Origin of the sequence: Mycobacterium sp. 360MFTsu5.1 (assembly GCF_000383495.1) — a bacterium.
Taxonomy (GTDB): domain Bacteria; phylum Actinomycetota; class Actinomycetes; order Mycobacteriales; family Mycobacteriaceae; genus Mycobacterium; species Mycobacterium mucogenicum_B.
Genome location: NZ_KB911462.1, coordinates 100,958 through 124,314 on the forward strand (window position 1 = coordinate 100,958; position 23,357 = coordinate 124,314).

Annotated in this window: 26 protein-coding genes; 11 read left to right on the top strand and 15 right to left on the bottom strand. The window is 67.6% G+C overall.

The features are described from left to right. Positions 1–23 precede the first annotated feature (23 nt). On the top strand, positions 24–1,499 hold the full coding sequence (locus H289_RS0100540; RefSeq protein ID WP_020098798.1) for an APC family permease: 1,476 nt from the start codon (positions 24–26) through the stop codon (positions 1,497–1,499). Here the strand turns inward: H289_RS0100540 and ygfZ are convergent. Next, positions 1,496–2,563, bottom strand: a complete 1,068-nt coding sequence (gene ygfZ / locus H289_RS0100545) for a CAF17-like 4Fe-4S cluster assembly/insertion protein YgfZ (RefSeq protein WP_020098799.1) — start codon at positions 2,561–2,563, stop codon at positions 1,496–1,498. The genes H289_RS0100540 and ygfZ overlap by 4 nt on opposite strands. A gap of 39 nt (positions 2,564–2,602) precedes the next feature. Between ygfZ and H289_RS0100550 the strand changes: the two genes are divergently transcribed. Further along, positions 2,603–3,409, top strand: coding sequence for an aminodeoxychorismate lyase (locus tag H289_RS0100550; RefSeq protein ID WP_020098800.1), 807 nt, complete (start codon positions 2,603–2,605; stop codon positions 3,407–3,409). A gap of 239 nt (positions 3,410–3,648) precedes the next feature. Here H289_RS0100550 and H289_RS32155 read toward each other — a convergent pair whose 3' ends face one another. The 8 genes from H289_RS32155 to lmeA all read right to left on the bottom strand — a co-directional run bounded on the left by H289_RS32155 (position 3,649) and on the right by lmeA (position 8,193). Next, on the bottom strand, positions 3,649–4,053 hold the full coding sequence (locus tag H289_RS32155) for a hypothetical protein (RefSeq protein ID WP_081633269.1): 405 nt from the start codon (positions 4,051–4,053) through the stop codon (positions 3,649–3,651). A gap of 141 nt (positions 4,054–4,194) precedes the next feature. Beyond that, a complete protein-coding gene (locus H289_RS0100560; RefSeq protein WP_020098802.1) occupies positions 4,195–4,881 on the bottom strand; it encodes a heme-binding beta-barrel domain-containing protein in 687 nt (228 codons plus the stop codon). A 237-nt stretch (positions 4,882–5,118) separates the two neighbouring features. Then, on the bottom strand, positions 5,119–5,421 hold the full coding sequence (locus H289_RS0100570; RefSeq protein ID WP_020098804.1) for a DUF1416 domain-containing protein: 303 nt from the start codon (positions 5,419–5,421) through the stop codon (positions 5,119–5,121). Positions 5,422–5,423: 2 nt separating this feature from the next. Next, complete coding sequence (locus tag H289_RS0100575) at positions 5,424–6,260, bottom strand: sulfurtransferase (RefSeq protein WP_020098805.1); 837 nt, start codon at positions 6,258–6,260, stop codon at positions 5,424–5,426. Positions 6,261–6,298: 38 nt separating this feature from the next. Continuing rightward, a complete protein-coding gene (locus tag H289_RS0100580) occupies positions 6,299–6,769 on the bottom strand; it encodes a DUF4395 domain-containing protein (RefSeq protein WP_020098806.1) in 471 nt (156 codons plus the stop codon). A gap of 82 nt (positions 6,770–6,851) precedes the next feature. Continuing rightward, positions 6,852–6,944, bottom strand: coding sequence for an Ms5788A family Cys-rich leader peptide (locus tag H289_RS33960; protein WP_350224456.1), 93 nt, complete (start codon positions 6,942–6,944; stop codon positions 6,852–6,854). 29 nt (positions 6,945–6,973) lie between these two features. Beyond that, positions 6,974–7,399: a thioredoxin family protein gene (locus H289_RS0100585; protein ID WP_029104627.1), complete on the bottom strand. Its 426-nt coding sequence runs from the start codon at positions 7,397–7,399 to the stop codon at positions 6,974–6,976. Next, positions 7,396–8,193 (bottom strand): mannan chain length control protein LmeA, encoded by a 798-nt coding sequence (lmeA, locus tag H289_RS0100590; protein WP_020098808.1) that lies wholly within the window; start codon positions 8,191–8,193, stop codon positions 7,396–7,398. The genes H289_RS0100585 and lmeA overlap by 4 nt, the downstream gene beginning before the upstream one ends. Positions 8,194–8,401: 208 nt before the next feature. On the opposite strand from lmeA, the gene H289_RS29400 reads away from it, so the two are divergent. The 6 genes from H289_RS29400 to pstB all read left to right on the top strand — a co-directional run bounded on the left by H289_RS29400 (position 8,402) and on the right by pstB (position 14,167). Then, complete coding sequence (locus H289_RS29400; protein ID WP_036419969.1) at positions 8,402–9,178, top strand: winged helix-turn-helix transcriptional regulator; 777 nt, start codon at positions 8,402–8,404, stop codon at positions 9,176–9,178. Then, the gene (mshD, locus tag H289_RS0100600) at positions 9,175–10,089 is read left to right on the top strand and encodes a mycothiol synthase (protein ID WP_020098810.1); all 915 of its coding nucleotides are present in this window, start codon (positions 9,175–9,177) and stop codon (positions 10,087–10,089) included. Before H289_RS29400 ends, mshD begins: the two co-directional genes overlap by 4 nt. Before the next feature lie 149 nt (positions 10,090–10,238). Further along, positions 10,239–11,348, top strand: a complete 1,110-nt coding sequence (pstS, locus tag H289_RS0100605; RefSeq protein ID WP_020098811.1) for a phosphate ABC transporter substrate-binding protein PstS — start codon at positions 10,239–10,241, stop codon at positions 11,346–11,348. Positions 11,349–11,420: 72 nt separating this feature from the next. Beyond that, positions 11,421–12,452, top strand: coding sequence for a phosphate ABC transporter permease subunit PstC (gene pstC / locus H289_RS0100610; RefSeq protein ID WP_036419923.1), 1,032 nt, complete (start codon positions 11,421–11,423; stop codon positions 12,450–12,452). An 8-nt stretch (positions 12,453–12,460) separates the two neighbouring features. Next, positions 12,461–13,375, top strand: a complete 915-nt coding sequence (pstA, locus tag H289_RS0100615; protein ID WP_029104629.1) for a phosphate ABC transporter permease PstA — start codon at positions 12,461–12,463, stop codon at positions 13,373–13,375. Positions 13,376–13,390: 15 nt separating this feature from the next. Beyond that, complete coding sequence (gene pstB, locus H289_RS0100620) at positions 13,391–14,167, top strand: phosphate ABC transporter ATP-binding protein PstB (protein WP_020098814.1); 777 nt, start codon at positions 13,391–13,393, stop codon at positions 14,165–14,167. Positions 14,168–14,413: 246 nt separating this feature from the next. Here pstB and H289_RS0100625 read toward each other — a convergent pair whose 3' ends face one another. Continuing rightward, on the bottom strand, positions 14,414–15,388 hold the full coding sequence (locus H289_RS0100625; protein WP_020098815.1) for a quinone oxidoreductase family protein: 975 nt from the start codon (positions 15,386–15,388) through the stop codon (positions 14,414–14,416). A 76-nt stretch (positions 15,389–15,464) separates the two neighbouring features. On the opposite strand from H289_RS0100625, the gene H289_RS29405 reads away from it, so the two are divergent. Then, positions 15,465–16,025 carry a MarR family winged helix-turn-helix transcriptional regulator gene (locus H289_RS29405; protein WP_051128368.1) on the top strand — a complete coding sequence of 187 codons (561 nt, stop codon included), beginning with the start codon at positions 15,465–15,467 and terminating at the stop codon, positions 16,023–16,025. 53 nt (positions 16,026–16,078) lie between these two features. Here the strand turns inward: H289_RS29405 and phoU are convergent, their stop codons facing one another. The 5 genes from phoU to H289_RS0100655 all read right to left on the bottom strand — a co-directional run bounded on the left by phoU (position 16,079) and on the right by H289_RS0100655 (position 21,801). Then, positions 16,079–16,747, bottom strand: a complete 669-nt coding sequence (phoU, locus tag H289_RS0100635) for a phosphate signaling complex protein PhoU (protein WP_020098817.1) — start codon at positions 16,745–16,747, stop codon at positions 16,079–16,081. A gap of 78 nt (positions 16,748–16,825) precedes the next feature. Then, entirely contained in the window at positions 16,826–18,916 is a 2,091-nt protein-coding gene (locus tag H289_RS0100640; protein WP_020098818.1) for an LCP family glycopolymer transferase, read from the bottom strand. A 2-nt stretch (positions 18,917–18,918) separates the two neighbouring features. Continuing rightward, positions 18,919–20,094, bottom strand: a complete 1,176-nt coding sequence (dusB, locus tag H289_RS0100645; protein WP_196809970.1) for a tRNA dihydrouridine synthase DusB — start codon at positions 20,092–20,094, stop codon at positions 18,919–18,921. After that, entirely contained in the window at positions 20,082–21,083 is a 1,002-nt protein-coding gene (locus H289_RS0100650) for an acyl-ACP desaturase (RefSeq protein WP_020098820.1), read from the bottom strand. The genes dusB and H289_RS0100650 overlap by 13 nt, the downstream gene beginning before the upstream one ends. A 130-nt stretch (positions 21,084–21,213) precedes the next feature. Continuing rightward, positions 21,214–21,801, bottom strand: a complete 588-nt coding sequence (locus H289_RS0100655) for a TetR/AcrR family transcriptional regulator (RefSeq protein ID WP_020098821.1) — start codon at positions 21,799–21,801, stop codon at positions 21,214–21,216. Positions 21,802–21,900: 99 nt separating this feature from the next. Here H289_RS0100655 and H289_RS0100660 point away from each other — a divergent pair, with 99 nt between their 5' ends. Both H289_RS0100660 and H289_RS0100665 read left to right on the top strand, forming a co-directional pair. Further along, entirely contained in the window at positions 21,901–22,875 is a 975-nt protein-coding gene (locus tag H289_RS0100660; protein WP_020098822.1) for an oxygenase MpaB family protein, read from the top strand. Positions 22,876–22,986: 111 nt separating this feature from the next. Next, positions 22,987–23,352 (top strand): group I truncated hemoglobin, encoded by a 366-nt coding sequence (locus H289_RS0100665; protein WP_020098823.1) that lies wholly within the window; start codon positions 22,987–22,989, stop codon positions 23,350–23,352. The last annotated feature ends 5 nt before the right edge of the window (positions 23,353–23,357 follow it).

Here is a 23,357-nt window from a genome sequence, read left to right on the forward strand (position 1 = left end):
CGTCGTCAGAAAGCCGAAAATCAATGATCAACACTCCACCATCCGACCCCGCGACGACGCTGGAAGCAGCGCCCGGGACACACACCATGCTGCAGCGCGGGCTGGGCGTGGGCTCCATCGTGTTCATGGTCGTCGCCGCGGCCGCCCCGCTGGCCGTCGTCACCGCCAGCGTCCCGATCATCATCTCGGTGAGCGGCAGCGCCGCCGCCCCGCAGTTCTTCCTGATCGCGATGGTGATCCTGGCGCTGTTCTCGGTCGGCTTCACCTCGATGAGCAAGTACGTGCCGAATGCCGGCGCGTTCTACTCGTACATCCAGCGCGGGCTGGGGCGGCACGTCGGGGTAGGGGCGGCGGCGTTGGCGCTGGGGTCCTACGGGGTGATGCTCATCGGGCTGTACACCTACCTCGGTGTGGCCACGTCGAAGCTGTTGACCGCCGTGCACATCGGAATTCCGTGGTGGGCCAGTGCGATTGGCTGGGTCTGTCTAGTCGGGGTGCTGGGCTACCGCGACATCGAGCTGAGCTCCAAGGTGCTGGGCGTGCTGCTTATCGCCGAGACGCTGGCCGTAGTGCTCGTCGACATCGGCGTCATCTGTGCGGGCGGAGCCGGCTGGTCCGGCGGTGAGGGCGGCCTGAGCCTCGTACCGCTGTCACCGTCCGAATTCGCCACAGGTGCACCGAGTCTCGGGCTGATGTTCGCGTTCTTCTGCTTCATCGGATTCGAGGCCACCGCGGTGTTCCGGAATGAGGCCAAGGACCCCGACCGCACCATCCCGCGGGCGACCTACACCGCGGTGGTCTTCATCGGCCTGTTCTACGCCCTGGCGGCGTGGGCCGTCGTCGAGGGCCTGGGCGTCGACCGCGCCGTCGACGCTGCCAAGGCCGAGCCCGAGAACGTCGTGCAGAACCTGGCGAGCACCTACGTCTCGCCGATCCTCACCGACGTCATCCAGGTGCTGCTGGTGACCAGCTTCTTCGCCTGCGTGCTGTCGTTCCACAACGTCATCACGCGCTACCAGTTCACGTTGGCGACCAAGGGGCTGCTGCCCGCGTCGCTCGCCGAGATCGACGAACGCCACCGCACGCCGTCCCGCTCGTCGCTGGTGTTCACGGTGATCTCGCTGACCGCGATGGTCGCCGTCGCGGTGATCGGCTGGGACCCGATCACCCAGACCTACATGTGGTTCTCCGGCGCGTCCACACTGGGCCTCATCGCCCTCATGGCAATGACGAGCCTGGCCGTCATCGTCTTCTTCCGGACGCAGGAGCACGGTGCGAGCCTGTGGCACACCGTGATCGCGCCCGGCCTGTCCTTCCTTGGCCTCACCGCGATCCTGCTGCTGGTGATCAAGAACTTCGCGCTCCTGGTCGGCAGCACCACCACCGCGGTCGTGCTCGGCGGGCTCATCGCCGCGATCTTCGCCGCGGGCGTCGTCGTCGCCGAGCGGGTCCGGCGCCGCCGTCCCGACCGCTACCGGGCGCTGGTGCAGGACAACTAGTTCCGGGCGCCGCCGCGCAACCGGTCCACCGCGGCCCGGCCCGCGCCGGCGGACGTATCGGCCTCCGGCAGCGAGTCCGCGTCGATCGCGGCGGGCACCTGGGCGTCACCGCCGGTGGTCAGCTCCGTATCAGCGGGCACGCCGCGCTTGAGCAGCGCCAGCGCGATCGGGCCCAGGTCCACATGCTCGGCGACGGTGCCCACGCGGCCGATCGCCCGGCCACCGGCGAGCACCGGATCACCCGTCGCGGGACGGTCATCGCCGCCGTCGAGATGCAGCAGGACCAGCATGCGGGGCGGCTTGCCCAGGTTGTGGACCCGCGCGACGGTCTCCTGGCCGCGGTAGCAGCCCTTGTCCAGATGCACGGCGCCGACGCCCGGCCCGCCGATCCAGCCGACCTCATGCGGGATGGTGCGCTCATCGGTGTCGACACCCAACCGCGGCCGCAGCGCCGCCACCCGCAGGGCCTCGTAGGCCCACAACCCGGCGGGCCGGACGCCCGCATCCAGCAGCCGCTGTCGCCATGCCGCGGCGTCGGCCCGCGGCACCACGAGCTCGATCTCCTCGGCGCCCAGCCGGCGCACGAAACCGCCCTGGGGCAGCGGCGCGGCCGTCCAGTCGGTGTCCGGGGTCGGCAGGTCCAGCTGGTTGACGGCGGGTCCGAGCAGCGACAGCACCGCGAGGTCGGCCGGGTTCACCTCGACCTTGGACCAGAACACCATCTTGCGCAGGAAGTCGGCGAGCGGCTGCCCGCGCCACGATTCGGTGTCCAGCGTGGTGGCGCCGCCGAGCTCGGTCTGCAGCCAGTGGTCCTCGACGCGGCCCTGGCCGTCGAGGCTCAGGTTCTGGACGACGGACCCCTCCGGCAGGGCGCTGACGTGCTGGCTCGAGATGGTGTGCAGCCAGCTCTGGCGGTCGTCGCCGGTGAGTGCGATGGTCGCGCGGTGGCCGCGGTCGACGACGATGGCCTCGGTGGCGGCGGCACGCTGCTCCCCGAGCGGGTCGCCGTAGTGCCAGACGGCGCCGGCGTCGGGTCCGGATTCGGGGGCGGGAACTGCGCTCATGCTTCGAGCGTAGTTGGCGTCCCGACTAGCCTTCTGGCCGTGACCACCCCGCCGCCGATCGTCGTCGCAGTCGACGGCTGCCGGTCCACGGTCCGCGCCGACGATCCCGTGTTCTCGCGCGGCGACGGGGTCTTCGAGACGGCATTGGTGCGGGGCGGCGTCGTCCTCCTGCTCGACGAGCACCTGGCGCGGTTGGCGGGGTCGGCGGTACTGGCTGGGCTGCCGTGCCCCGATTCCGAGCGGTGGCGGGCGGCGGTGGCGTCCGCGGTCGGCCAGTGGCCCGGCGGAGAGGCCGTGCTGCGGCTGGTGCTCGGCCGCGGTGCCGACGGTGTGGTGGCGTTCGTGATGGTCTCGGCCGTGCCGGCGCGCGTCGCCGCGGCCCGCCGGGACGGTGTCGCGGCGGTGACACTGGTGCGGCCGCACTGGCCGCTCGCGGCCGCGAAATCGCTGTCCTATGCCGCGAACGTCGCCGCACTGCGGCACGCCGAACGGGCCGGCGCCGGCGACGCCGTGTTCGTCGACGCGACGGGCGCGGTGCTCGAAGGGCCGCGCTCGGCCGTCGTGCTGGCGGTCCGTGGCGCGGCCGGCGAACCGGTTCTGGTGACGCCCGATGCGTCGTCGATCCTGCCGTCGACCACGCAGCGCGCGCTGTTCGCGGCCGCAGCGGCGCAGGGTGTCGAGTGTGTGTACCGGCGGGTGACCGTGCCGGATTTGTTTGCCGCACAAGGTGTTTGGCTGCTTTCCGCGATCACGCTGGCGGCGCGGGTGCATACCTTGGACGGGCGCGCGCTGGCGGGCTCGCCTTTCGAGGCCTTGATCGGCGGGTTGATCGACGGGCAGATCTGAGTCCGAGAAAAATCGGTTGTCGGGTCTTCGACCTGGGAGTACGGTCGCACGTACACAGGGAAGGAGGTGGTCCGACAAATTGATTGATTCTTTGAGGACATGTGAGGTGGCTGCCCGCTAGTAGCGCAGGGTAATTCCCGAGCGCACTCGCGAATTCCCGCAGCCACCCGGCCCCCGAGCCTCCCGGTCTTGTCCAACCAGGAACCTTGGCTCGGGGGCCGCCCCATGTCCGGGGTAGGTCAGCCGGCCGGCGGGGGCGCTGGCGCGAGCGAGTTGCACGCCTGCGTCGCGGACTTCCAGGTGTTCTCGTCGACCCCTGGAGGAGCCGGCGGGGTGCCGTGCTCGCCCCCGGGCGGCGGACCCTGATGGCCCTCGTGCTTGCCCGGAGCGCCCGGCGGCGGGCCCTGCGGCGGCGCGGGAACGCCGTGCTCGGTCAGGCACTGCGCGAAGGCGTCACCACCGGGTGGCGTGCCCGGAGCTTCCGAGCCGGATGCCGGTGCCGCGCTGCTGGACGAGGCTGCCGACGACGCCGTGGTCGAACTGCTCGGTGCCGAGTCGCTGCTCGACGAACACCCGACCACACCGCCGACCAGTGCGGCCGCGGTCGCACTGAAGACGGCGAGACGAATAGCGGAAGGAACCACGTTTCCCCCAATCTGGTTGCGAATACTGACCAGGCAGACGCTAGAGAGCGCCGATGGGGGAGTGATATCGAGAATCTAGGCGTCGCCTGTGAAGTGGCTGCGCCGGGAGCTACGAGATCAGCGGGGCGAGCTGACGGACCGTCAGCCGACGAAACGAGACAGGCGCGCGGAGAGGTGCGGGGTCAGGCCGCCGTCGGCGTCCACGCGCTCCTCGACGTAGGCCAGGTCGCCGTTCTCGATGATCCCGTACAGCCGCTTCGCGCCGCCGACAAGCATGCCGGACTTGCTGCGGGCCAGGGCGTCGGTGGCCAGTTCCCAGGAGGCCTGGTTCAGCGGGGTGCCGTAGAACAGCTCGACGTAGCCGGCCGAATGTGCCAGCAGCAGCTCGATGGCCTGGGACTCGTCCTGCCCGTGGGGATCGTTCGGATCGTTCACGAACCGCCAGTAGCCGGTCTCGCGCAGGCCCGGGCCGGCGTATTCGCCGTTCTCGTCGAGCCGCCAGGAGCGGGCATCCCAGTTGAGGTAGTCGCCGCCGTTGTGCGACACGATGATCTGCTGACCGAACCGGTAGTCGCCGGCGGACTCACGGCCCTCGCCCTCACCGCGCCAGACGCCGACGAGCGGCAGCAGGGCCAGCAGGGCGTCGTTGAAGTCCGCACCTTCGCGCAGGTTGGCGGTGTCCGCGGGCAGCGGCAGGTCGTCGAACCCGGGCACGTTGCGCGCGGCCGTGGCCTTGGCGCGATCGGCTGCCGCGGCAATGGCGCGGTCGCCGGAGCCGCTCAGTGCGCCGAGCTCGCCCAAGCCGTCAGGGTCCTGGTCGGACGTCACGACTCGTCGGTGATCAGGCGGTACAGCGCGTAGAGCGCGAACCAGGTGATGGCCAGCGTGGCCACGACCAGCAGGATCTCGAAGAAAAGCACCACGGGGAGACAGATTACTCGGGGCTTCGGTGTGACGTGCGCCGCACCGGCCCGTCAAATGCGACGAGCGGCCGTATCTGTACGTCCGGACACGGAGTGTCGGGGTACAAACACGGCCGCTCGCGGCAGTGAGAACTAACTCAGGTCATGCGACCTTGACGTCGACCTCGTGGATGCCGGCACCGGTCGGCGCAACCACGGCGTCGCCGTTGCCGACCTTGGACAGTGCGCGCAGTGTCCAGGTGCCGGGCGCGGCGAAGAAGCGGAAGTCACCGGTGGCCGACGCGACGACCTCGGCGGTGAACTCGTCCGTGCTGTCCAGCAGGCGCACGAATGCCCCACCGACCGGCTGGCCCGAGCCGTCGACGACGCGGCCGGTGATGACCGTTTCCTTCTCCAGGTCAACGCTGGCCGGCAGCGTCAGGCCTTGCTTGGGTGCAGAGCACATATTCAGTTTCCCAACTCGATCGGGGCACCCACCAGGGAGCCGTATTCGGTCCAACTGCCGTCGTAGTTCTTTACATTCCGGTGGCCGAGCAGTTCCTGCAGCACGAACCAGGTGTGCGACGAACGCTCACCGATGCGGCAGTAGGCGATGGTCTCCTTCTCGCCGTCGAGGCCGGCGTCGGCGTAGATCTTCGCCAGCTCCTCGTCGGACTTGAAGGTGCCGTCGTCGTTTGCGGCCCGGCTCCACGGCACGTTGATGGCGCTCGGCACGTGGCCGGGGCGCTGGCTCTGCTCCTGCGGCAGGTGCGCGGGAGCCAGAATCTTGCCGGAGAACTCGTCGGGCGAACGCACGTCGACCAGGTTCTTGGTGTTGATCGCGGCGATCACCTCGTCGCGGAACGCGCGGATGCTGTTGTCGATGGGCTTGGCCTCGTACGAGGTCGCCGGGCGGACGGTGGCGTCCTTGACCAGCGGGCGGTCGTCGAGCTCCCAGCGCTTGCGGCCGCCGTCGAGCAGCTTGACGTCGTCGTGGCCGTACAGCTTGAAGTACCAGTAGGCGTAAGCCGCGAACCAGTTGTTGTTGCCGCCGTACAGGATGACGGTGTCGTCGTTGCTGATGCCCTTGTCGGACAACAGCTTCGAGAACTGCTGCTGGTCGACGAAGTCACGCTTGACCGAGTCCTGCAGATCATCGCGCCAGTCCAGCTTGACGGCGCCGGGGATGTGCCCCTCGTCGTCGTAGGCGCTGGTGTTCTCGTCGACCTCGACGAACACCACGCCGGCGGTGTCGAGGTTGTTCTCGGCCCATTCGGTCGAGACCAGGACGTCGGAACGTGCCATGTACGAATTCCTTTCGGTTGCTTATGAGCTCTAGCGGGTCAGGTGGTGGCGGGGGCGCCGGTGCCGCGGAATCGCGCCACGAGCGGGTAAATCTGGCAACCGAGGCAGATGCCGAAGGCGGCGTTGAGGAAGGCGGCGATCAACGCGAACGCGGTGGCACCGAGGCCCAGCGCGGTGATACCCGTCGCGAAGCCGACGAATCCCACGATGGCGAACAGCAGTCCGACGAGCTGGGCGAACTTCAGCGGCGCGACCGGTTCCTTCTCGCTCACCGGGGCCAGCCGCGGCGCGATGAAGGTGGCGAAGATCCGGCCGTAGGGATGCTTGCGCGGTCCGCCGATGGCGCCGATCGCGAACACGACGGCCTGCAGACCGAGAATCACGGCCGCGGCGATCGGGCTGGCGGCCGAAACGAGCAGCGTGAGGATCAGCACGGCGGTGGTGACCCAGGCTGCGAAGCGGGGTCCGCGCACGTCGACCTGCGGGGTTTCGATGGAATTGTCTGACATGGGAAAGCTCCTGTTGGTTGTAAATGTGGACTGGCCACAGAAGGGCTGCTCGGAGCGCAACACGAAATGACGGCGCGGCTACTCAGCAGCTACAACAACAACAGCAACAACCCGCAACGCGGCACAGATCTACTGCGCGACGCTTGGTGAGCAGGAGCTCGCGGGGGGCCAACACGGCAGACAGCTTACCCAACAACGGGGTGGTCAGGCCAACAGCGGTAGCAGGGCCTCGCGCAGATCAGCGGATTTCGGGACGCCCGCGGTGCGGTACCGCTGCTGCCCCGCGGCGTCGAAGATGAATGTCGTCGGCAGCGAGAGCACCGACAGTCGTCGGGCCGCAACGGGATTGGCGTCGAGATCGAGTTCGACGTGCGCGACCCCGAGGTCGTCACACACCTGGTCGACGACGCGGCGCACGGCCGCGCAGGGTCCGCACCACGTTGCGCTGAAATGCACGACGGTCGGGCCGGTGGTCGACAGGCCGAGGTCGGCGTTGTCGTTTTCGGCCGACGCCTCGGCCGGTACCACTTCCTTCATCAGGCCGGCGCGCAGCGTCAGCAGGCGGCCGATGATGTACGCGATCCCGAGCGCGGCGACCAGGACCGTCAGCACCACAACTGTGGAGTTCATGATTGTCTGAACCCATCCAGGGGCACGGTTACTCCCGTCGCGATGCCTTCGATGATGACGTCGGAGCCGCGGGCCCCCTCGCTGGTCGGGGTCAGCCCGAACGGCAGCTTCATTCCCGGCATCGTGGTGGAGAAGGCCCGCAGGACCGCGGCCTTCTTGTCGTCGGGCACCTTTTCTTCCGCGGTGCCCGGGCCGGTGAGCACGTCGGTCGCCGTGAACACCAGGTTGGTGCGGTCGGCGCCGGTGATGGACAGGTCCACCGAGACGCTGACGCGCTTGTCGAGGCCGGCGGCGGCCGGGGTCCCGGTGAACACGAGGCCGTGGTTCTCGGAGATGCCGGATTCGGTGGTGCCGCCGGTCGCATCGTTGGAATCGTTGGTGGGGGCTTCCACCAATAGGTCCTTGATGCCCATGAAGCGGCCGACATGGGTCGAGTCGACGATGATGCGGCTTTCCAGCTTCGCCGCGGTCAATTTGGCGTCGGGTCCGATGAGCCAGGACTTGGGCGTCGCGACCATGTCGTACAGCGTGGCCTCGATGGACGCCTTGCCGACGACGGGGTGCGCGACGGCGGCCGCCTTGACCTCGACCTGCTGGTAGCGGCCCCGCGCCGCCTGGGTTGCGAAGGGGAAACCGAGGATCGACACCCACGGATCGAAGTGCAGGTGGGCCGCGGTCCGGACGCTGCGGGACATTCGATATTCGGCGAAGATCGCGAAGCCGAAATCGGTGCCGACGACCGCGAGGATCAGCACGACCGCTGGGATCAGCAGCCGGGTCAGCACCTTACGCATCCGGACATTCTGGCGTACGGCCAGCCGCGCAGTGGTGCGACCGGCCGTTCCAAGCCGCTAAATCGCAGGTGGCAAGCTATCGTTAGATGATCTTGGCCGGTAACGGCCATGTGTCAGCCATGATTCTCCGGAGTTGAATCGGATTGAACTGCGACAGCGTCGTCGCGGGGGAGAGTCCGGTGTGGCCCCGGACGTACTGGAGGACCCGTTGGATCTTCTGCTACTGACCGTCGACCCGCACCCGGAGTCTGTGCTCCCGGCGCTGGCGCTACTGCCGCACAGTGTGCGGCCGGCACCCACCGAGGTGTCGTCGTTGCTGGAAGCCGGCAACGCCGATGTGGCGATCGTCGACGCGCGCACTGATCTCGCGGCCGCCCGCGGACTCTGTCGTCTGCTGGGCAGCACCGGAGCGTCCGTACCCGTGGTGGCCGTGGTCAACGAGGGCGGCCTGGTGGCCGTCAACGTCGAGTGGGGTATCGACGAAATCCTGCTGCCCGGCACCGGCCCGGCCGAGATCGACGCCCGGCTGCGGCTGCTCGTGGGACGCCGTAACGGCGTCGCCGACCAGCAGAGCGCCGGCAAGATCACGCTCGGCGAACTCGTCATCGACGAGGGCACCTACACCGCGCGGCTTCGTGGCAAGCCTCTCGATCTGACCTACAAGGAATTCGAGCTGCTGAAGTACCTGGCTCAGCACGCCGGCCGGGTCTTCACCCGCGCCCAATTGCTCCAGGAGGTGTGGGGCTACGACTTCTTCGGCGGCACCCGCACCGTCGACGTGCACGTCCGGCGCCTGCGCGCCAAGCTCGGCCCCGACTACGAGTCGCTGATCGGCACCGTCCGCAACGTCGGTTACAAGGCCGTCCGGCCCGCGCGCGGCCGCACCAACGGCGCGGCCGAATCGGTCGACGACATCGACGACGAGGACGACGGCGACTCCGGTGACGTCGAGAACGGCGCCCGCCAGACCCAGCCTGTGCAGTGACGGAACTGACCTGGCACACCGCACTGAGTGCTGCCGACCAGACGGCCATCCGTGAACTCGTCGCGGCGGCGACCGCCGCCGACGGCGTGGCCCCGGTCGGGGACCAGGTGCTGCGCGAACTCCCGCTGGACCGGACCCGGCATCTGCTGGCGCATGACTCCGGTGCGCTGGTCGGCTATCTGAATCTCGCGCCGGACATGGCCGAGGCCGTCGTCGCCGTCGACGCCCGGCGCCGGGGGATCGGCAGCGAGCTGATCCGCACCGGCCTGGCCGCCGGTGGCCCGGCCACCCGAATCTGGGCGCACGGCAACCTCGATGCCGCGCGGGCCACCGCCGCGGCGCTCGGCCTGACCGCGGTGCGCGAACTCTGGCAGATGCGCCGCTCGTTGTCGGCCCTGCCTGCGCTGACCGAGGTACCGGGTGTTCGGCTGACCACCTATCCGGGACCCGACGTCGACGCCGAACTGCTGCGCGTCAACAACGCGGCGTTCCACTGGCACCCCGAGCAGGGTGGCTGGACGCAGGCCGAGGTGGACGAGCGCCGGGGTGAGTCGTGGTTCGATCCGGCCGGGTTGTTCCTGGCGTATGACGCCGACGATCTGACCGGGGAGCGGTTGCTCGGCTTCCACTGGACGAAAGTTCATCGGACTCCGGACACCGAGTCTTCTGACGCCTCCGGCGTGGGCGAGGTGTACGTCGTCGGCGTCGGCCCGGACGCGCAGGGCCGCGGCCTCGGTGCGTTGCTGACGCTGGCCGGCCTGCACTACCTGGCAGACCGGCTGGGGACGGACGGCACCGTACTGCTGTATGTCGAGGCAGACAACACCGCGGCGGTGAAGACCTACCGACGTCTCGGGTTCGAGCTGTACAGCGCCGACGTCGCCTACGCGGGGGCCCCGACCGTTAGCTGAAACGGCGAGTTGGCTGAAAAGTCCCTGTCCGTGTTCACCCGGTGTTCATTCGGCATCAGTGATTCGTCCATTACGGCCGCATACGTTGCGCGGGAGTCGGAAGCCGACCCTTGAAAGCCGACCATCGGCCGACACCGAAAGTAGGACCCGTGAAGTTCACCAGCATCGGTAAAGCATTCGTCGTCACCGCAGCGGCCGCGTCGCTTGCCGTCGGCATGACTGCGTGTGGCAATGACAACAAGTCCGGCACCGCGTCGTCGTCGTCCGGTTCGGCCGCCGAGTGCGGCGGCAAGAACGCGCTGACCGCCGAGGGCTCGACCGCGCAGCAGAACGCCATCGCCGAGTTCAACAAGGCTTGGGGCCAGGTGTGCTCGGGCAAGAACCTGTCCTACAACGGCACCGGCTCGGGCGCCGGCCGCCAGCAGTTCATCGCCAAGCAGGTCGACTTCGCCGGTTCCGACTCGGCGCTGGCCAAGGAGCAGATCGAGAAGGCCGCCGAGCGTTGCGGTGGCAACCCGGCGTGGAACCTGCCGCTGGTCTTCGGCCCCGTCGCCCTGGCGTACCACCTCGAAGGCGTGAGCAAGCTCGTCGTCAACGCCGACGTGCTGGCCAAGATCTTCCAAGGCGAGATCAAGAAGTGGAACGACCCGGCCATCGCCGCGCTGAACGCGGGCACCACCCTGCCGGACGCCGACATCAAGCCCGTCTACCGCTCGGACTCGTCGGGCACCACCGACAACTTCCAGAAGTACCTGTCGGCCGCGGCTCCGGAGAGCTGGAAGAAGGGCGCCGGCAGCGAGTTCCAGGGCGGCGCCGGTGAGGGCGCGCAGAAGTCGGCCGGCGTCGTACAGGCCGTGCAGGCCACCCCGGGTGCCATCGGCTACGTCGAGAAGAGCCCGGCCGCCGCTGCCGGTCTGCCGTTCGCGCAGATCGACACCGGTTCGGGCGCAGTCGAACTGACCGACGACAACGCCAAGAAGGCCATCGCGTCCGCCAAGTTCGCCAAGGACGGCAACGACCTGGCCCTCGACCTGAAGTCGCTGTACTCGACCAAGGAAGCCGGCGCCTACCCGCTGGTGCTGGCCACCTACGAGATCGTCTGCTCGAAGGGCTACGACGCCGACACCGCCGCCGCGGTGAAGTCGTTCCTGAAGGTGGCCGCCAACCAGGGCCAGGCCAACCTGTCGAAGGCGGGCTACATCCCGCTGCCCGACGCCTTCAAGACGCGTCTGCTGCAGTCGGTCGACGCAATCGCTTAAGCAGTGCTGGCGCTCCGGTTCCATCGCGGTAAGGATGGAACCGGAGCCCACGACCGTTAGGTTCCTGACAGGATGACAGTGACAACACCGAATCCAGCCGACGCGGGGTCGGGGGAGGCAATCGCCGCACCCTTCCCCGAGCCGACGCCGGTGTCTCTCGACCCGCTGAAGGGCTCGAAAGTTCGCCTGGGCGACCGGATTTTCCGCCTGCTCGCCGAGGGTTCCGGCGTACTGATCGTCGCGCTGATCGCGGCCATCGGTGTGTTCCTGCTGTGGCGCGCCATCCCGGCGCTCGCCCGCAACAAAGAGAACTTCTTCACTTTCGGTGGCAACTGGGTCACCACCGACACCTCGGCGATGCACTTCGGCATCCTCGATCTGCTGCAGGTCACCGTCTTCGTGTCGGTGTTCGCGCTGCTGATCGCGATGCCGGTGGCGCTGGGTATCGCGATCTTCCAGACGCAGTACGCGCCGCGCCGACTGGCCGGGCCGCTGGCGTATGTGGTGGACCTGCTCGCGGCGGTGCCGTCGATCGTCTACGGCGTGTGGGGCCTCTACGTGCTGGCCCCCGTGCTCAAGCCGTTTGCGTTGTGGCTCAACAAGAATCTCGACTGGCTGTTCCTGTTCAAGACCGGCAACGCCTCGGTGGCCGGTGGCGGCACCATCTTCACTGCGGGCATCGTGCTCGCGGTGATGATCCTGCCGATCATCACCGCTGTCACTCGTGAGGTCTTCATCCAGACACCGCGCGGCCAGATCGAAGCCGCACTGGCGCTGGGCGCCACCCGCTGGGAGGTCGTGCGCACCACGGTGCTGCCGTTCGGCCTCTCGGGCTACATCAGCGGTGCGATGCTCGGCCTCGGCCGCGCGCTCGGCGAGACCATCGCGCTGCTGATCATCCTGCGCGGTACGCAGACCCAGTTCAGCTGGACCCTGTTCGACGGCGGCTACACGTTCGCCAGCAAGATCGCGGCCACCGCAAGCGAATTCAACGACCAGTACAAAGCGGGTGCCTACATTGCCGCCGGCCTGGTGCTGTTCATCCTGACGTTCGTGGTGAACTCCGCGGCCCGCGCGGTCGTGGCCGGAAGGACGGCGAAATGAACGCGAAGATGGCGGCGATGCTGGAGCGGCCCGTCAAGCACCAGTCGTTCGAAGGGGTGGGCCTGCGCCGCAAGGTGACCGACAAGGTCGCGACGGTGCTCGTCAGCCTGTCACTGCTCGTGGCGCTGATCCCGTTGGTGTGGGTGCTGTATTCCGTTATCACCAAGGGCTACAAGGCCCTCACCGCGTCGGAATGGTTCACCAACTCGCAGTCCGGCATGACGGCGTTCGTCGAGGGCGGCGGCGCGTACCACGCCATCGTCGGCACCGTCCTGCAGGCGCTGGTGTGCGCCGTCATCTCGATCCCGATCGGCGTGATGGTGGCGGTGTACCTCGTGGAGTACGGCGGCGGCACCAAACTGGGCAAGGTCACCACTTTCATGGTCGACATCCTCACCGGTGTCCCGTCGATCGTCGCCGCGCTGTTCGTCTACGCGCTGTGGGTCGCCACCCTGGGCTTCCAGCGCACGGGTTTCGCGGTGTCGCTGTCGCTGGTACTGCTGATGATCCCGGTCATCGTGCGGTCCACCGAGGAGATGCTGCGCATCGTCCCGATGGACCTGCGCGAGGCCAGCTACGCGCTGGGCATTCCCAAGTGGAAAACCATTGTGCGGATTGTCATTCCGACAGCGCTGTCGGGCATCGTCACGGGCGTCATGCTGTCGCTGGCCCGCGTCATGGGTGAGACGGCCCCGCTGCTGGTCCTGGTGGGCTACGCACAGGCCATGAACTTCGACATGTTCGGCGGCTTCATGGGGTCGCTGCCGGGCATGATGTACGACCAGATCGGCGCCGGTGCCGGCGCCAACGAGGTCCCCACCGACCGGATGTGGGGAGCGGCGCTGACCCTGGTGCTGCTGATCGCGCTGCTGAATGTGGCGGCGCGGTTGGGCGCCAAGTTCTTTGCCCCGAAGAAAGTTTGAGCAGGAGTACCGTCAATGGCCAAGCGTCTGGATCTCAAAGATCTCAACATCTACTACGGCTCCTTCCACGCCGTGCAGAGCGTCAGCCTGTCGGTGGAGCCGCGCAGCGTAACGGCGTTCATCGGGCCGTCGGGCTGCGGCAAGTCGACGGTGCTGCGCACCCTCAACCGCATGCACGAGGTGATCCCGGGCGCCCGCGCTACCGGTTCGGTGCTGCTCGACGGTGACGACATCTACGCCCCCGGCGTCGACCCGGTCGGCGTGCGCAAGACCATCGGCATGGTGTTCCAGCGCCCGAACCCGTTCCCCACCATGTCGATTCGCGACAACGTGGTGGCCGGGCTGAAGCTGCAGGGCGTGCGCAACAAGAAGACGCTCGACGAGGTCGCCGAGCGGTCGCTCAAGGGCGCCAACCTGTGGAACGAGGTCAAGGACCGCCTCGACAAGCCCGGTGGTGGTCTCTCGGGCGGTCAGCAGCAGCGCCTGTGCATCGCCCGCGCCATCGCCGTGCAGCCCGACGTGCTCCTGATGGACGAGCCGTGCTCGGCGCTGGACCCGATCTCGACGCTCGCCATCGAGGACCTGATCGCAGAACTGAAGCAGGACTTCACGATTGTGATCGTCACGCACAACATGCAGCAGGCGGCGCGCGTCAGCGACCAGACGGCGTTCTTCAATCTCGAAGCTACCGGCAAGCCCGGCCAGCTGATCGAGATCGACGACACCGAGAAGATTTTCTCCAACCCGTCCAAGAAGGCCACCGAGGACTACATCTCCGGCCGCTTCGGTTAGGTCGCCTTCGCCTGCGGGCTGGGGGCGCTTTGTCGGCGCGGGGGTTGCTTTGTGGGCGTGGAGTGATGGCTCGGCCTCGGAAGTACGTGTCTTCAATCACGAACACGGTGCGGCCGTCGTGATTGAAAGCAGGTACATTTTCCGGCCTCAGACTCAAGCGGTCGCTGAGTTCAATCATGACTGGCATACCGCCACTTCGACTGAACCCACGGACTTCTCGAGCCGGATCGGCACTGCACACGATCCCTAGGGCGTGATGACGACGCGGGTGCCGGAGGGTTCCTTTGCCGCCCAGACGTTTTCGATGTCGGCGAGTGGGCGCGCGACGGTGGTCAGCTGCAGTTCGCCGGCGTCGAGCATCGCGAACATCCGAGTCAGGCCTTCGGTGCGTGCGCGCTGCAGGGCCTCCGGCGGGACGCTGCCGATACCCACGCCCTGAAGCGTGATGCCCGTGCTGCGCAACGTCGCGGCGTCGACGCTGATGCTCGCCCCGGTCATCGAACCGACCTGGATGAAGCGCGTGGCGTGGAAATGGGTCGACGAGTGCGCGGCGGCCAGGGCGGCGAGGGTCTGCTGCGCGGGTTCGCCCCACAGGTAGTCGATGACGGCGTCGAACGGCCGCGCCGAGTGTTGGGCCACAACGCTTTCCGTCAGATCGTCGGTGCCGAGCGCGATGACGTCGTCAGCTCCGACGGTCCGGAGCCACTCCAGTCGTTCCGGGTTGCGGCCGGCCACCACGACGCGGCCCGCCCCGAAGACGAACTTGGCCAACTGCACTGCCAGGGATCCCGTGACGCCGGTGGCGCCGAGGACCAGCACGTGGTCGCCGGGTTTGGTCTGGGCGGCGTAGTCCAGGCTCATCCACGCCGACATGCCGGGGTTGGGCACTGCCGCCGCGGTCACCGAGTCGACATGTTCAGGTACGGGGACAGCCGCACCGGGGTTGACCAGCGTGCGTTCGGCCATCAACCCGTACGGCGCAATCGACCCGGTGTACACCCGCGAGCCGTCATCGAGGCGGGCGACGCCGTCGACCCCGGCGATGGCGGGGAGCTGAATCTCCTTGCTGCTGTAGTGCTTTCCCATGATGACCATGCGGCTGAGGTTGGTCAGTGCCGACGCCTCCACGGCGGCGACGACGGCGCCGTCGCGCGGCTGGGGCTCGGCGAAATCCAGGTACCGGGGCTGCTGACCCCACTCGTGCACGACCGCTGCCTTCATGTGTGCTCCTCGGCTCAGAATATGGTTTCTATGGAAACTATATGCCGATGGCTCATCGGATGGCAATATGGTTTCCGTGAAAACCAAATCCGCTCTGATCGCCGAGATCAGCTCGCTGGTCGGCGCGGTGGGGGACAAGTTCGACACCGACGAGGTTGATGCCGAGCGCGATTACCTCGCCGCGCACTGCCCGCCCCGGCTGGAGCGCACCGTGCGTGAGCTGCCCACCCTTGGTCTGCATCTGCTGGCTGAGCTCGCCGACGGACCGATCAGCGTGGTGGGCCTGGCCGCCCGCGCCGGGCAGCTCAAGGGCACCGTGTCCAAGCACGTCCAAAGACTGGTCGACGCCGGGCTCGTGACCCGCTCGCCGGTGCCGGGCAACCGCAAAGAACTACAGCTGACCCCCACCGCGGACGGGAAACGCCTCATCGAGGTACATCAGCGCATGCACGACGAGATGGACGCCGGCCGGCACGACTTCCTGTCGCGCTACACCGTCGCGGAACTGTCGGTGCTGGAGAAGATGCTGCAGGACCTGTTGGCGACGAGCCGGGACGGCGTGCGGTTGGTCCCCGCCGGGCTGGGGTCGCCCCCAGCTCCCGAGCGGGGGGCACCTTCCGCTCGCGAGCAGACATGAAACTGTCGATTTGCGCGTGAAAACGACAGTTTTACGTCTTCTCGCGGGAAAACTCAGCGGATGGTGGGCAGACCGTCGTCGTCGGAGTACCGGCCGGTGACCTGGAAGATCACGCGACGCGCGACCTCGACGGCGTGGTCGGCGAAGCGCTCGTAGAAGCGGCTGAGCAGCGTCACGTCGACGGCCGCGGTCACACCGTGCTTCCACTCGCGGTCCATCATCACGCTGAACAGATGACGGTGCAGGTCATCCATCGCGTCGTCTTCTTCTTGGATACGGGCGGCGCGTTCGGGGTCCTGGGTGAGGAGCACCTCTTGTGCGGTGTTGCCCAATTCGACTGCCAGACGGCCCATTTCGGCGAAGTAGCCGTTGACCTCCTCGGGCAGCGCATGCTGCGGGTGGCGGCGGCGGGCGATCTTGGCGACGTGCAGCGCCAGCGCGCCCATGCGGTCGACATCGGCGACGATCTGGATGGAGCCGACGACGGACCGCAAGTCACCGGCGACCGGGGACTGCAGGGCCAGCAGGACGAAGGCCTGTTCTTCGGCCTGTGCGCTGAGGGCCGAGATGTGCTCGTGGTCGGAGATGACCTGCTCGGCCAGCACCAGATCGGCCTGCAGCAAAGCCTGGGTCGCGCGCTCCATGGCAACACCCGCCAGTCCGCACATCTCGCCAAGGCGGTTGGTCAGGCCCTCAAGCTGCTCGTGGTACGCGGTACGCATGGGCTCCAGACTACTTTCTGGCCATGAGACGTGCCGTGATCTGGCAATGAACGGCCGGTGAATGGGACAGGTCAGATGCTATTTGCAGGTCGTGTCGGCCGCGTTGGTGATGCTCAGGTCTTCCGGCAGCTTGGTGGGCTCGCCGGACAGGCTGCCGTGGGTCACCCGCATCTGGGCCGCTGAACCGCTGGCGGCGGGGGTTCCCACCGCGGTGAAATCGGTCCCGAGCACCACTCGCACCACGTCCCCGAGGCCGGACACCCGCTCGACGTGGGCGTTGGGCAGCGTGGACGCCACGGTCGCGGCGGCCTGTTCGTGCCCTGCCGAGAAGAACACCGTCGTCGACGTCACCTGGCCCTGGTAGTCGTCCGGCGAGTTGACGGTGAAGCCGTGCTGCTCGAATTCCTTGGATGCGGTCGCGGCCAGGCCGTCCTGACCGGTCGAATTCGACACCCGGACCGTCACCTGGCTCGGGTCGGTCGTCGTGGTGTTGACCTCTTCGCCGTCCGAAGTGGCCGCGGCGCTGCTGGGCGCGGCCGGTGTGGGCGGAACCGGGGTGTTGTCGGAGTTGCGTTCCTCGGGCAGCGGGTCATCGTTGATGATCGCGTCGAACAGTGCGCGCATGTCGTCGACGCGCGGCGGCTCGTTGCCTTCGGAGTCGGTGACGCCGGTGGGCACCGTGACGAAGGTGACGCGGCCGGCGCTGACGCCCTGGATGGACTGGCCGAGTTGCACCAGGTCCTTGGTGGTGACGTTGTCGACCGAGGAGTCGTTGATGAACAGGTTGACGACGTTGTTGAGCTTGCCGATGTTGAAGAACGTGTCCTTGGAGATCATCGACCGCAGCAGCGAGGACAGGAACATCTGCTGGCGCTTGATGCGGCCGTAGTCGCCGTTGACCTCAGTGGTGACCTGGCGGGCGCGGACGTACTGCAGCGCGGTGTGACCGTCGATGACCTGGCGGCCGGAGTGCTCCAGCACAGTGCCCAGTTCGTAGTCCTCGAGCGGCGTGCTGCTGCAGACCTCGACGCCGCCGACGGCATCGACGAGTTTTGAGAAACCAGCGAAATCGACTGCCATGAACCGGTTCACCGACAGGCCCGACAGCTTCTGGATCACCTTCACCAGGCACTTCGGCCCACCGAACGAATAGGCCGAATTCAGCTTGGTCTCGGTGTAAACCTGGTCGGGCCCATAGCTTTTGGTGTCTTCGTCGTAGATGGGCCCGTAGCCGCCGGTCTTCGGATCCCACGCCTCGCACTGTGTCGACTTGATGGCCAGGTCGCGCGGGAACGACACCGCCACAACACGTTTGCGGTTCGCCGGGATGTTGACCAGCATGATCGTGTCGGAGCGGGTGCCGCCGGCGTCTTCGGTGGTCCCGGCCCCCATGTCGGCGTTCTGGCCGTAGCGGCTGTCCACGCCGACTATCAGGAAGTTCTCGTCACCGAACTGCGCGTTGGGGTCGATGATGTCGCGGGAGTTGAGGTCCAGCGCCGAGACGCGGTTCATGTTGTTGTTCTTGATGTTCTGCCACTGCCAGGCGGCGCCGGTCATCGACAGCGCGATGACGGCCGCCAGCGCCATGAGGATGCGGCCGGCCACCGCGAACCGGTGGCGCGTGTGGTGGTCGACCGGTGGGGGCGCGTCGACGTGCGCCGGCCGCTCGGGGTGGTCGATGTAGTTCCGGACGTCGGTGCGCACGACGGCCCGTGGCCGTTCGGTCAGCGCGACGGGGTCGGCCAGCGGCGCACCGAAAACCTCTGTGGCGGGCTCGGATTCGAGTCGAAGGCGGGCGGTGCGCGCCGGTTCCTCGGCCACCGGTGCGGGGGCGACGGGCTCGCGCTTCGGCGCGTTCCGTGGCGCCGGCGCGGGCCGCTGCGGTTCTGGACGCTTAGGCGGCGCGGGCGCTTCGACCGCCGGCGCCGGCGCGGCCGTACCGCCCGAGAGCCGGGCGATGAGTTCGGCTACGGTGACGCCACCGCCGCCGTGGCTCCCGGTTCCCTCGTCGTCCGCGCTCTCGTCGTCCGGCTGGCTCTGCAGGCGACCGGCCCGCTCCCACGGCGCCCGGACGGGGCCCGCGGCCCGCGTCGTACGGGTTACCCAGGGGCTGTCGCCGGCAGCATCGCCGTCACCCTCACCGGGGGTGGTCCGGTCGCGGTCGCTCACGTTTACCCGCCGGAGTTGACCAAGTCGGCGCCGAACGGCACCGTGCAGTCGTCGGGATCGTCCAGCCAGCCTTCGGGCAGCACCACGGAACCCGGCGACCCCTGCCGGCCTCGTGGGCCCTCTGCGCAGTCCGGGAACGGCACATCGGAATCCAGTTGGGTGAGCAGCTCGTCGAGCTCGGCCAGGGTGTTCACCAGCGCCAGCGCACGACGCAGATCCGCGCCGGCGGGCAGCCCGTGCAGGTACCAGGCGACGTGCTTGCGGATGTCGCGCATGCCCTTGTCCTCGCCGAAATGGTCGGCGAGCAGCTGACCGTGCCGGCGGATGATGTCCCCGATCTCGCCGAGCGTCGGCGGGGTGGGACGGGGCTGGCCGTTGAAGGCCGCCGACAGTTCGGCGAACAGCCAGGGCCGGCCCAGGCAGCCGCGGCCGATGACGACGCCGTCGCAGCCGGTCTCGGCCATCATCCGAAGTGCGTCGTCGGTGTCGAAGATGTCGCCGTTGCCGAGCACCGGGATGCCGGTGACGTGGGCTTTCAGTGCGGCGATCTGGTCCCAGTCGGCGGTGCCGGAGTAGCGCTGCGCGGCGGTGCGGGCATGCAGCGCGACGGCGGCGGCACCTTCCTCGGCGGCGATCCGGCCGGCATCGAGGTGGGTGTGGTGGGCGTCGTCGATCCCGATCCGGAACTTCACGGTGACGGGAATGTCGGTGCCTTCGGTGGCGCGCACGGCGGCCGCCACGATCTGGCCGAACAGCTTGCGTTTGTAGGGCAGGGCCGAACCGCCGCCGCGGCGGGTGACCTTGGGCACCGGGCAGCCGAAGTTCATGTCGATGTGGTCGGCCATGTTCTCGTCGACGATCATCTTGGCCGCAGCGTACGTGGTGGCGGGGTCGACGGTATAGAGCTGCAGGGAGCGGGGGGATTCCTCGGGCGCGAACGTCGTCATGTGCAGCGTCGCGGCGTTGCGCTCGACGAGGGCCCGCGCGGTGACCATCTCGCACACGTACAGCCCGCTGACGGTGCCCACACGGGCGAGCTCCTGCTCGCGGCACAGGGTGCGGAAGGCGACGTTCGTCACACCCGCCATGGGCGCGAGGACGACCGGAGAGCGCAACGAGATCGGCCCGATCCGAAGGGATCGGGCCGTCTCGCTGACAGCTTCGGTTACGACGCTGATGTCGACACCAGGAGGTTCTTCATCGCCTTCTTCTCGGCGACCTTGCGCTCGCGTTCCAGACGACGTTCCTTGGCCACCTCGAACTTCGCGCAGGTGTCCTCGAGCTCGTTGATGATCCGGCCCAGGTCGTCGCGCAGTCGCGCGCCTTCGCCGGTGAAGTCTTCGCGCTCGAAGATGCGCCACTTCTTGAGCACCGGCATGAGGACGTCGTCGAGGTGGATGCGCGGGTCGTAGACGCCACCGACGGCGATGATGACGGCCTTGCGGCGGAAGTCGGGCACGGTGTACCCGGGCATCTTGAAGTTCTCGACGATGCGGTGCAGCGAGGCCATCGCCTGGTTCGGGTTGATGTCCAGGCCGGCGGCCGAGACATCGCGGTAGAAGATCATGTGCAGGTTCTCGTCACCCGAGATGCGCTGCAGCAGCTGGTCGGCGACGGGGTCGTTGCAGGCCTTGCCGGTGTTGCGGTGCGAGACGCGGGTGGCCAGCTCCTGGAACGAGACGTACATGACCGAGTCGAACAGGCTCTCGGCGAACAGGTCGCCCTGCAGGTTCTGGCCGGGCGAGAAGCCGCGGGTGACCTGCTCGACGCGCAGTTCCTCGAGCTCGACCGGGTCGCAGTTGCGGGTGACGACGAGGTAGTCGCGCAGGGCGATGCCGTGGCGGTTCTCTTCGGCGGTCCACCGGTTCACCCAGTAGCCCCACGCGCCGTCCATGCCCATGTTCATCGCGATCTCGCGGTGGTAGGACGGCAGGTTGTCCTCGGTCAGCAGGTTCTGGACCATGGCGGTCTGGGCGACCTCGGAGAGCTTGGACTGCTCCGGGTCCCAGTCCTGGCCACCGAGGGCGTAGTAGTTCTTGCCCTCTTTCCAGGGGATGTAGTCGTGCGGGTTCCAGTCTTTCCGCATGTTCATGTGGCGGTCGACGAGCGTCTCGACGACCGGCTCCAGCTCATGCAGAAGCTGAAGGTCGGTGTAGTCGGCTGTCATGGCGCCTCCCGAATAGATATCTGTACCTGGTGGTAGCAGTCAGAGTATCTGTGTCCCGTAGTGACATCAAGTTGCTGTGACGCATGTCCGATCGGTGAATCTGAACTGTGACGTCACGGCTTCGTAGGCGTTACCGGTGCGACGGCACCCGACTCATCAGCATGTCGACGCAGTAGTCGACGAACTGCTCTCGGGTGACGGGCAGCTTCCCGCCCAGGTATCCGGTGAACAACGCGGTGAGGGCACCGATCAGGCTGGTGGCCTCGAGCGCCCGCCGCGCGGGGTCGCCGTCGGGGAACATCTTGTGCTGCAGGAGCTCGATGAAGCTCGGCATCCAGTCGGCGCCCGAGCGGGTGAGGACCGGTTCCTGCGCCGGGGCGATGAGCAGCACGCGGCCACGGGTGGGGTCGTCGACCATCATCGTGACGAACCGCTCGACGGCGTCGCGCGGGCTCTGTGATGTGGTCAGTGCCGCCATGGCCGTCGTGCACACCTCGTCGTACACGGCGCGGACGAAATCCTCACGGTCGGTGAAGCTTTCGTAGAAATAGCGTTCGGTCAGGCCGGCGGTGCGGCACACCGTCCGGACCGTCGCAGCCGGGCCGTCGGAATGGCCGAGCGCGGCAATGCCGGCTTCGATGAGCGCCTCGCGGCGCCGCGTCGGGCGGTCCGCCAGGGGGACGGCGGACCAGCGGCCCTGTCGTTGACCGGAAGGCACGTGACTCCTAAGCTGTGGCTGACAACGCGTGTAGTCAGGATACCCGCTGACATCCAGGAAAGAATGCCGGTGACTCAAAATACTTCCGACGCATGCCCCATGACCAGCGACTCTGTGCCCGTGGCGGCCGGCTGCCCGGTCACTTCCGGTGGCTATGACGCGGTGCCGCTGGGGCCCGACTCGCTGACGTGGAAGTACTTCGGCCAATGGACCGGGCTGTTCCAGGGCACCTGGGCGGGCTCGATGCAGAACATGCATCCGCAGCTCGGGGCGGCGGTCGAGGAGCACTCGATCTTCTTCATGGAGCGGATTCCGCGGCTTCTCCGGTCGATCTACCCGATCGGCGGCGTGGTGTTCGACGGTTACCGTGCACCGCAGACCGGCGCCGAGGTGCGGGACTATCACATCGGGATCAAGGGCGTCGACAAGCAGGGACGCCGCTACAGCGCGCTGAACCCCGACGTCTTCTATTGGGCCCACTCGACGTTCTTCAAATCCACCCTGCTGGCCGCCGAGAAATTCGGCGGCGGCATCTCCGAGGCCGACAAGCGTCAACTGTTCGACGAGCACGTCGCCTGGTACCGCATGTACGGCATGAGCATGCGGCCCGTGCCGAAGAGCTGGGAGGACTTCGAGGTCTACTGGGATCACATGTGCCGCAACGTGCTGGAGAACAACTATGCGGCGCGCGAGGTCATGGATTTGTCGACCATGCCCAAACATCCTTCGGTGCAATGGATTCCGGACTGGCTGTGGGCCCAGAACCTCAAGGTGATGCAGCGCTTCCTGACCTTCATGACGGTGGCGCTCTACGACCCGCCGGTGCGCGAACTGATGGGCTACACGTGGTCGCCCCGGCAACAGTGGGTGCACGACCGGCTGTGCCAGGTCATCACGCTGGTCTCGAAATACGGCCCGAAGCGCAGGCTGATGCATCCGCGCAAACGATCCGCGATCGACCGGGCGACCGGCCGGCTGCCCATCGATTCGCCGCTGGTGGAGACGCCCGCACGCAACCTGCCGCCGGTCGAGTACCGGGGTCAGCCGCAGTTCTACTGCCCAAAGGTGGACTGACTCAGGCGTTTTGCGGTACTCGCAGCATTTCGAGGGGTCTGTGAGGCCGATTTAGTCGCTGGGTCACCGTCGGGCAATGGATAGGCAACACGGCCGGTGTTGGCTCGACGCATGACGAGCATCTACGAACAGATCGGAGGAGTCGAGGCGCTCGAACAGGTGGTGGCGGACTTCTACGAGCGCGTGCTGGCCGACCCCGAACTCGCCGGCTTTTTCGCCGGCGCCGACATGCCACGACTCAAGGGCCGGCAGGTGGAGTTCTTCGCCGCGGCACTGGGTGGGCCGGAGCCCTACACGGGCGCATCCATGCGGGACATCCACCGCGGTCGGAGGATTTCCCGGCAGCACTTCAATCTGGTGGCCGCGTATCTGAGTGAAAGCCTGGCTGCGGCAGGCGTTCCGGCGCGGACCGTGCAGCGGATCATGGCAGCGATCGCGCCACTGGCCGACGATATCGTCACGGCAATGAGCGCCTGAGCGCC

Bases quoted from the DNA above. Each gene is read 5' to 3' on its own strand.
- H289_RS0100585 (WP_029104627.1), bottom strand. From the start codon at position 7,399: ATGAACTCCACAGTTGTGGTGCTGACGGTCCTGGTCGCCGCGCTCGGG.
- phoU (WP_020098817.1), bottom strand. From the start codon at position 16,747: ATGCGTACCGCGTACCACGAGCAGCTTGAGGGCCTGACCAACCGCCTT.
- lmeA (WP_020098808.1), bottom strand. From the start codon at position 8,193: ATGCGTAAGGTGCTGACCCGGCTGCTGATCCCAGCGGTCGTGCTGATC.
- pstA (WP_029104629.1), top strand. From the start codon at position 12,461: ATGGCGGCGATGCTGGAGCGGCCCGTCAAGCACCAGTCGTTCGAAGGG.
- pstC (WP_036419923.1), top strand. From the start codon at position 11,421: ATGACAGTGACAACACCGAATCCAGCCGACGCGGGGTCGGGGGAGGCA.
- H289_RS0100575 (WP_020098805.1), bottom strand. From the start codon at position 6,260: ATGGCACGTTCCGACGTCCTGGTCTCGACCGAATGGGCCGAGAACAAC.
- H289_RS0100625 (WP_020098815.1), bottom strand. From the start codon at position 15,388: ATGAAGGCAGCGGTCGTGCACGAGTGGGGTCAGCAGCCCCGGTACCTG.
- pstB (WP_020098814.1), top strand. From the start codon at position 13,391: ATGGCCAAGCGTCTGGATCTCAAAGATCTCAACATCTACTACGGCTCC.
- H289_RS0100580 (WP_020098806.1), bottom strand. From the start codon at position 6,769: ATGTCAGACAATTCCATCGAAACCCCGCAGGTCGACGTGCGCGGACCC.
- H289_RS0100650 (WP_020098820.1), bottom strand. From the start codon at position 21,083: ATGACAGCCGACTACACCGACCTTCAGCTTCTGCATGAGCTGGAGCCG.
- H289_RS0100660 (WP_020098822.1), top strand. From the start codon at position 21,901: ATGACCAGCGACTCTGTGCCCGTGGCGGCCGGCTGCCCGGTCACTTCC.
- ygfZ (WP_020098799.1), bottom strand. From the start codon at position 2,563: ATGAGCGCAGTTCCCGCCCCCGAATCCGGACCCGACGCCGGCGCCGTC.
- H289_RS0100665 (WP_020098823.1), top strand. From the start codon at position 22,987: ATGACGAGCATCTACGAACAGATCGGAGGAGTCGAGGCGCTCGAACAG.
- H289_RS0100540 (WP_020098798.1), top strand. From the start codon at position 24: ATGATCAACACTCCACCATCCGACCCCGCGACGACGCTGGAAGCAGCG.
- H289_RS0100570 (WP_020098804.1), bottom strand. From the start codon at position 5,421: ATGTGCTCTGCACCCAAGCAAGGCCTGACGCTGCCGGCCAGCGTTGAC.